This is a genomic window from Vogesella sp. LIG4, from assembly GCF_900090205.1.
In the GTDB taxonomy this organism is placed as follows: domain Bacteria; phylum Pseudomonadota; class Gammaproteobacteria; order Burkholderiales; family Chromobacteriaceae; genus Vogesella.
The window spans coordinates 2786741-2792827 of the sequence record NZ_LT607802.1 but is presented as its reverse complement, the minus strand read 5'-3'; the positions used below and the strand labels follow the sequence as shown (position 1 = coordinate 2792827).

Genomic DNA, 6087 nt, shown 5'->3' with positions numbered 1-6087 from the left:
CGTCGCCATCGATCAGCACGCGGCCGGAGGTGGCGGTTTCGAAGCCGGCGAGGATGCGCAGCAGGGTGGATTTACCGCACCCCGAGCTCCCCAGCAGAGCGAACAGCTCGTTCTTGGCCACGCTCAGGCTCACATGATTGACGGCAGTCGCATCGCCGAACTTCTTGACGACGTCGATAATCTGAATGAAGTCAGCCTTTGATGCCTGGATGGCTTCCTTCTCACGATGGCTCATGGGCATAGTCATGATCTTCTCTATTTCACTCTTGTAGATATAGTAGGCAAAGTCCGCCCCTTGCCGCCCGCCAGGGGCGGGCGGCAGCAGAAAACCGGGGCTATTTAAACAGATTGTTGCAGATTTGGTCGTTTAGTGACCGGTTTTGAGTTGAGTCCACAGCCGGTTTTCCAGACGCAGAATGTCTGCCGGCAGCGGCTTCATCAGGAAAAGCGTTTTCATGACAGCCGGCGGCGGGTATACCGCCGGATCGTTGGCGATCTCCGGCTTCACGTACTTCTTGGCTTCCGCGTTGGCGGTCGGGTAGAACACCTTGTTGGTGATCTCGGCGTTCACTTTCGGATCTTCAATGTAGTTGATCCACTTGTGAGCATTTTCCGGGTGCGCTGCATCCTTCGGAATCACCATCACGTCAAACCAGATCGGGGCACCGCTCTTCGGAATGGTGTACTGGATCTTGTAGCTCTTGCCGGCTTCGGCAGCGCGGTGCTTGGCGATGTTCACGTCACCGGACCAGCCCAGGGCGAAGCAGATGTCGCCGTTGGCCAGGTCGTTGATGTAGCCGGAGGAGTTGAACTGGGTGATGTAGGGGCGGATTTTCTTCAGCGCTTCGAACGCAGCCTGGTAGTCGGCCGGGTTCTTGCTGTTCGGATCGCGGCCAATGTAGTGCAGCGTTACTGCAAACACGTCGGCGGCCTGATCCAGCATCGACACGCCACAACCTTTCAGCTTGGAAACGTATTCCGGCTTGAACAGGATGTCCCAGCTGTCCAGCGGGGCATTCGGACCCAGAGCGGCATTAACCTTGTTCAGGTTGTAGCCCAGACCATCGGTACCGTAGGCCCAGGGTACACCGAACTTGTTGCCCGGATCGGCACCGGCAACCTGCGCCATCACGACCGGATCCAGGTTCTTCAGGTTCGGCAGCTTGGACTTGTCGAGCTTCTGGTAGATACCGGCTTCGATCTGGCGTGCCATGTAGTTGGAAGTCGGCACCACGATGTCGTAGCCGGCCTTGCCGGTCAGCATCTTGGCTTGCAGGGTGTCGTCGCTGTCGTAGACGTCGTACTTCACCTTGACGTGCGTTTCAGACTGGAAACGAGGAATTGTCTGATCCGCGATGTAGTCGGACCAGTTGTAGACGTTCAGCATCTGGTCCTCGGCCACGGCATGCATGCTGGGCGCCAGCAGCATCAAGGAACACAGCAGCTTCACTGATTTTTTGATTTTCATACAGTTTCCCATCCACAAGTTTTCAGAAACAGCCCATGCAGGTTTGACGTGATTCTGCATTGGACACTCAAAGATATTCATTCCAACTGCCAAAACGGATTACCGGTCAAGGTCCCGCCAGGCACGCACCAAGGCGTACGACTACGAAGTATCGCCCAAGACCATTTTATGCCCACCGTTTATGCCCGGCGAACTTAAGTATGCACCCTATCCACACGATCGTCCCACCCTGCGGGGAAGGGGCCGCCGGCGGGCTAGCGAGTATATAAGGGAGGCCCTGAGCTGTGGGCTTGAAGTTGGGCAGTTGCCTGCGGCAGTACGGCGGCGAAACGGCCGCCATCTTTGCCGAAAATGAACTGTTCGGAAGTACCTGGGAACGGGAAACAGCCTGCCGCAGCTGCCGCGCTTACTACTACGCCTGCACCTGCCAAATGGCCTGGTCTGTCACCGCATGTCTGATGATGTTCGCTGGAGCGGATCATCTCTATTTCTCCGCCTGGCTGCAGCACTTATTGATTTGCCGCACCAGGTTTGCCGTTGCTGTTTTCGTCGTACCCGTTACTGATACGCGCACCGTCTGTCGGACTACCAAGACGACCGGTGGCTGTTTTTTTACACCGCAGTCTCCTCCTGCGCGGCGCCATCCGGACGGTTCGGCCAACACATCTGTATCGACCTTTACCCAGTATATTGTTTAATAAATTTTACGCAAGCCCTGTTTCTGTCTTTTCCGTTTAACACTTTTTCGCTGCTCTGCACCATTAAATGGCCGTTTCAGCGGTCATGCACTGACATGGCGCTCAATATTCTCAACAACAGCCGTCGATAATCGTAAACAGTCGCTAGGTGGTCCGGCATCGCGGCCAGCGGCGAGAAATGCCGACGTCGTTTCCTCCCCTTCCCGCGGTTGTTATCGGGCCAAACAGGCACCCTGGCTGTCGGCCTTGCCCCAGCAGGCTCCGGGAGCATGCCCACTGCGGCCCGCCACGCAGCGGCCAGCAGCGGCCCGGCAAACCCTGCGCCAGCAAATATGACAGCAACAAAAAAGCAAACGGCATATCGTCGCTGCCGACCTCCCCTGCCGGCCTTGCGGCCAACCATGCCGCCCGCCGCAGCAGGCTGCCGCCGCAACTGGCAATGATTTTAATCAAAAGTGTTGTAAACAACACAACAGTCACAATGGCCACGCCAGCAGGCGGCTGGCAAACCACTGCCCGCCTGGCCAGGCGCAGCAAATTGGATGCCAGAAAAAAGCCACCCTCGTGGGGTGGCATAAACACAGCGTCTTGGGAGAGTCGCGTGAGGGTTTACTTCATGGTCGGCATGGCGAACTCGGCGCCGGCGCGGATGCCGGTCGGCCAGCGGGTGGTCACCGCCTTCATGCGGGTGTAGAAACGCACGCCTTCCGGGCCATGCATGTGATGATCGCCGAACAGCGAGGCTTTCCAACCGCCAAAACTGTGGAAGGCCATCGGCACCGGCAGCGGCACGTTGACGCCTACCATGCCCACCTGGATGCGATGGGTGAATTCGCGTGCGGCATCGCCGTCGCGGGTGAAGATGGCGGTACCGTTGCCGAAGGCATGGGCGTTGATCATCTCCACCGCCTCGGCAAAGCTGTCCACGCGCACGATGGCCAGCACCGGGCCGAAAATCTCTTCCTTATAGATGGTCATGTCGGTGGTGACGTTGTCGAACAGGCAGCCCCCCAGGAAGAAGCCGTCCTCGCAGCCCGGCACGGTCAGGCCGCGGCCGTCCACCACCAGGCTGGCGCCCTCTTCCACGCCGCGCGCCACGTAGCCGCACACCTTGTCGAAGTGGGCGCGGGTCACCAGCGGGCCCATTTCCGACTTAGGGTCGCTGCCCGGCCCCACTTTCAGCGTCTTGAGGCGCTCGGACAGGCTGGCCACCAGCTTGTCGGCCACGTCGCCCACCGCCACCGCCACCGAGATCGCCATGCAGCGCTCGCCGGCGGAACCGTAGGCCGCGCCCATCAGCGCATCAACGGTCTGCTCCAGGTCGGCATCCGGCATTACCACCATATGGTTCTTGGCACCGCCCAGCGCCTGCACGCGCTTGCCGTGACGGGCGCCGGTTTCGTAGATGTACTGCGCAATCGGCGTGGAGCCGACGAAGCTCACCGCCTGCACGTCCGGGTGGGTCAGCAGGCCGTCCACCGCCAGCTTGTCGCCCTGCAGCACGTTGAACACGCCGTCCGGCAGACCGGCTTCGCTCAGCAGTTCGGCAATGAACAGCGCGGCGGACGGGTCACGCTCCGACGGCTTGAGGATGAAAGTGTTGCCGCAGGCAATGGCCACCGGGAACATCCACATCGGCACCATGGCCGGGAAGTTGAACGGGGTGATGCCGGCCACCACGCCCAGCGCCTGGCGCATGGTCCAGGCGTCGATGCCGCGGCCAACCTGTTCGGTGTACTCGCCTTTCAGCAGCTGCGGAATGCCGCAGGCGAACTCCACCACTTCCAGACCACGGGTCACTTCGCCCAGCGCATCGGAATGCACCTTGCCGTGCTCGCTGCTGATCAGCGCCGCCAGTTCGTCCTGGCGCGCTTCCAGCAGCATCTTGAACTTGAACATGATGCGGGCGCGGCGCAGCGGCGCGGTTTCACTCCAGGCCGGAAAGGCGGCCCTGGCGGCGGCGACAACGGCATTGACATCGGCCTGCTCGGCCAGTACCACCTCGGCCTGTACCTTGCCGCTGGCGGGGTTGTAAACGGCGCTGTTGCGCGTACCGGTGCCGGCGCTGTGCTGACCGTTGATGTAGTGGGAAATGATGCGGTTCATATGCGTAGTCCTCTGCTGGCGGGCAAAGCGCTGCCCTGGCGGCCCGCAGGCGGGCCGGCCCTGTTCGTCATGTCGGGTGGGTTGGGTTACGGCTTGGCGATGATCCACTCGTGCGCCGGGTCGTTCTTGAAGCACCATTCGCGCTTCGGCCCGGCCATCACATTGAGATAGTAGGATTCATAGCCGTAGGGCACGCTCACCGGGTGGTAGCCTTCCGGCACCATCACCACGTCGTGGTCTTCCACCGCCATGGCCTGGTCGATGCGGCGGTCGTCGGTGTACACGCGCTGGAAGGCAAAGCCCTGCGCCGGGTTCAGCCGGTGGTAGTAGGTTTCTTCCAGAATGCTTTCTTCCGGCAAGGCATCGCGGTCGTGCTTGTGCGGCGGGTAACTGGAGGAATGGCCGGACGGGGTGCGCACCTCCACCACCAGCAGGCCGTCCGCCGGCTCGGTCTGCGGCAGGATGTCGGTCACGTAGCGGGTATTGGCTTCCTTGCCGCGCACGCTGCGCTGCATGCTGTCCGGGGTGATCAGCCGCGCTGGGTGGTTGCCGGCCGACGGTGCTGAGCAGAACGCCACTTCGGCAGCGCTTTCGGCAGTCACTTCCACCTCCGCCCCCGGTGGTGCGTACACCGCGTACGGCGCCATGTCGTCGAACACGCTCTGGCGCTCGCCCAGGTGGCTCCACAGCTGCTCGCCCACCCGCACGCTGACCTTGCCGGCCAGGATCACCACGCAGCACTCGCGGCCCGGCTGCTGCCACAGCTCGCGCTCCCGCGGCGCCAGCTTTACCGCACGGAAACCCACGTGGGTCCAGCCGGCCGATGCCGGGGTCACGTCCACCAGCGGCTTGCCTGCCTTGTCCGCCTTCACCAGCAAATTCATGTGAGCCTCCTCAGGATTCGCGCGCAACCAGCGCCTGCAGGGTGTTGAAGCCCTTCTGCGCGTATTCGTAGCTCGGCGCGATGGTCGGGTCCTGCTCCGCCTCCACCACCAGCCAGCCCTGGTAACCATGCTGCGCCAGGCGGTGGATGATGGGGCCGAACTGGATGTCGCCGTCACCCGGCACGGTGAAGGCACCGTTGAGCACCGACTGCAGGAAGCTCCAGCTGCCGTTGCGTGCCAGACGCAGCACCTCGGCGCGCACATCCTTGCAGTGCACGTGCACCACGCGGTTGATGTGCTTGTCCAGTTCGGTGAGCGGATCGCCGCCGGCAAAGTACATGTGGCCGGTATCGAACAGCAGGCCCACTTCCGGCCCGGTCAGCGCCATCAGCTTGTCCACGTCGGCCGGCGTTTCCACGAAGGCCCCCATGTGGTGGTGGTAGGCCAGCTTGATGCCGCGCGATGCCAGGTGGCGGGCGAACTTGCTCAGACGCTCGGCGTACTGCTGCCAGGCTTCCTCGCTGGTAAAGGTTGGCCGCTTGAACAGCGGAGTGTCGATCCTGCCCTGGATGGAGCCGCCCACTTCGCCGTACACCATCACCTTGCAATCGTTTTCCACCAGCAGGCGCAGATGGCTTTCCACCGCGGCGATTTCTTCCTCGGCGGAACGCTCCGCCAGGTAGCCGGAGTACCAGCCGGACACACAGGCCACGCCGTACGGTTCCAGCACCGCCTTCAGTGCCTCCGAGTCGCGCGGGAATTTGTTACCCAGCTCGAAACCCTGGTAGCCGATCTCGCTGCCCTCGCGCAGGATGGTTTCCAGCGGAGTTTCGCCGCCCAGCGACGGCAGGTCGTCGTTACACCAGGAAATCGGGTTGATGCCGATGCGTACCTTGAATGTGGCAGTCATAGTGTTGTCCGTCTCTTGTCT

At 61.7% G+C, this 6087-nt stretch carries 6 protein-coding genes; 1 reads left to right on the top strand and 5 read right to left on the bottom strand.

Going from position 1 to position 6087, the window contains the following annotated elements:
• Window positions 1-247, bottom strand: a 247-nt coding sequence (locus PSELUDRAFT_RS13125; RefSeq protein ID WP_157725189.1) for an ATP-binding cassette domain-containing protein, incomplete at its 3' end; no start/stop codon positions are given.
• A gap of 120 nt (window positions 248-367) precedes the next feature.
• The gene (locus PSELUDRAFT_RS13120; protein WP_088967262.1) at window positions 368-1468 is read right to left on the bottom strand and encodes a polyamine ABC transporter substrate-binding protein; all 1101 of its coding nucleotides are present in this window, start codon (window positions 1466-1468) and stop codon (window positions 368-370) included.
• A 290-nt stretch (window positions 1469-1758) separates the two neighbouring features.
• Between PSELUDRAFT_RS13120 and PSELUDRAFT_RS19450 the strand changes: the two genes are divergently transcribed.
• Window positions 1759-2166 (top strand): hypothetical protein, encoded by a 408-nt coding sequence (locus PSELUDRAFT_RS19450; RefSeq protein ID WP_157725123.1) that lies wholly within the window; start codon window positions 1759-1761, stop codon window positions 2164-2166.
• Between the two features lie 609 nt (window positions 2167-2775).
• On the opposite strand, the gene PSELUDRAFT_RS13115 is transcribed toward PSELUDRAFT_RS19450, so the two are convergent.
• The 3 genes from PSELUDRAFT_RS13115 to iolE all read right to left on the bottom strand — a co-directional run bounded on the left by PSELUDRAFT_RS13115 (window position 2776) and on the right by iolE (window position 6066).
• The gene (locus PSELUDRAFT_RS13115; RefSeq protein ID WP_088967261.1) at window positions 2776-4272 is read right to left on the bottom strand and encodes a CoA-acylating methylmalonate-semialdehyde dehydrogenase; all 1497 of its coding nucleotides are present in this window, start codon (window positions 4270-4272) and stop codon (window positions 2776-2778) included.
• Window positions 4273-4358: 86 nt separating this feature from the next.
• A complete protein-coding gene (gene iolB / locus PSELUDRAFT_RS13110) occupies window positions 4359-5156 on the bottom strand; it encodes a 5-deoxy-glucuronate isomerase (protein WP_088967260.1) in 798 nt (265 codons plus the stop codon).
• Between the two features lie 10 nt (window positions 5157-5166).
• Window positions 5167-6066 carry a myo-inosose-2 dehydratase gene (gene iolE, locus PSELUDRAFT_RS13105; protein WP_088967259.1) on the bottom strand — a complete coding sequence of 300 codons (900 nt, stop codon included), beginning with the start codon at window positions 6064-6066 and terminating at the stop codon, window positions 5167-5169.
• Window positions 6067-6087: the final 21 nt, after the last annotated feature.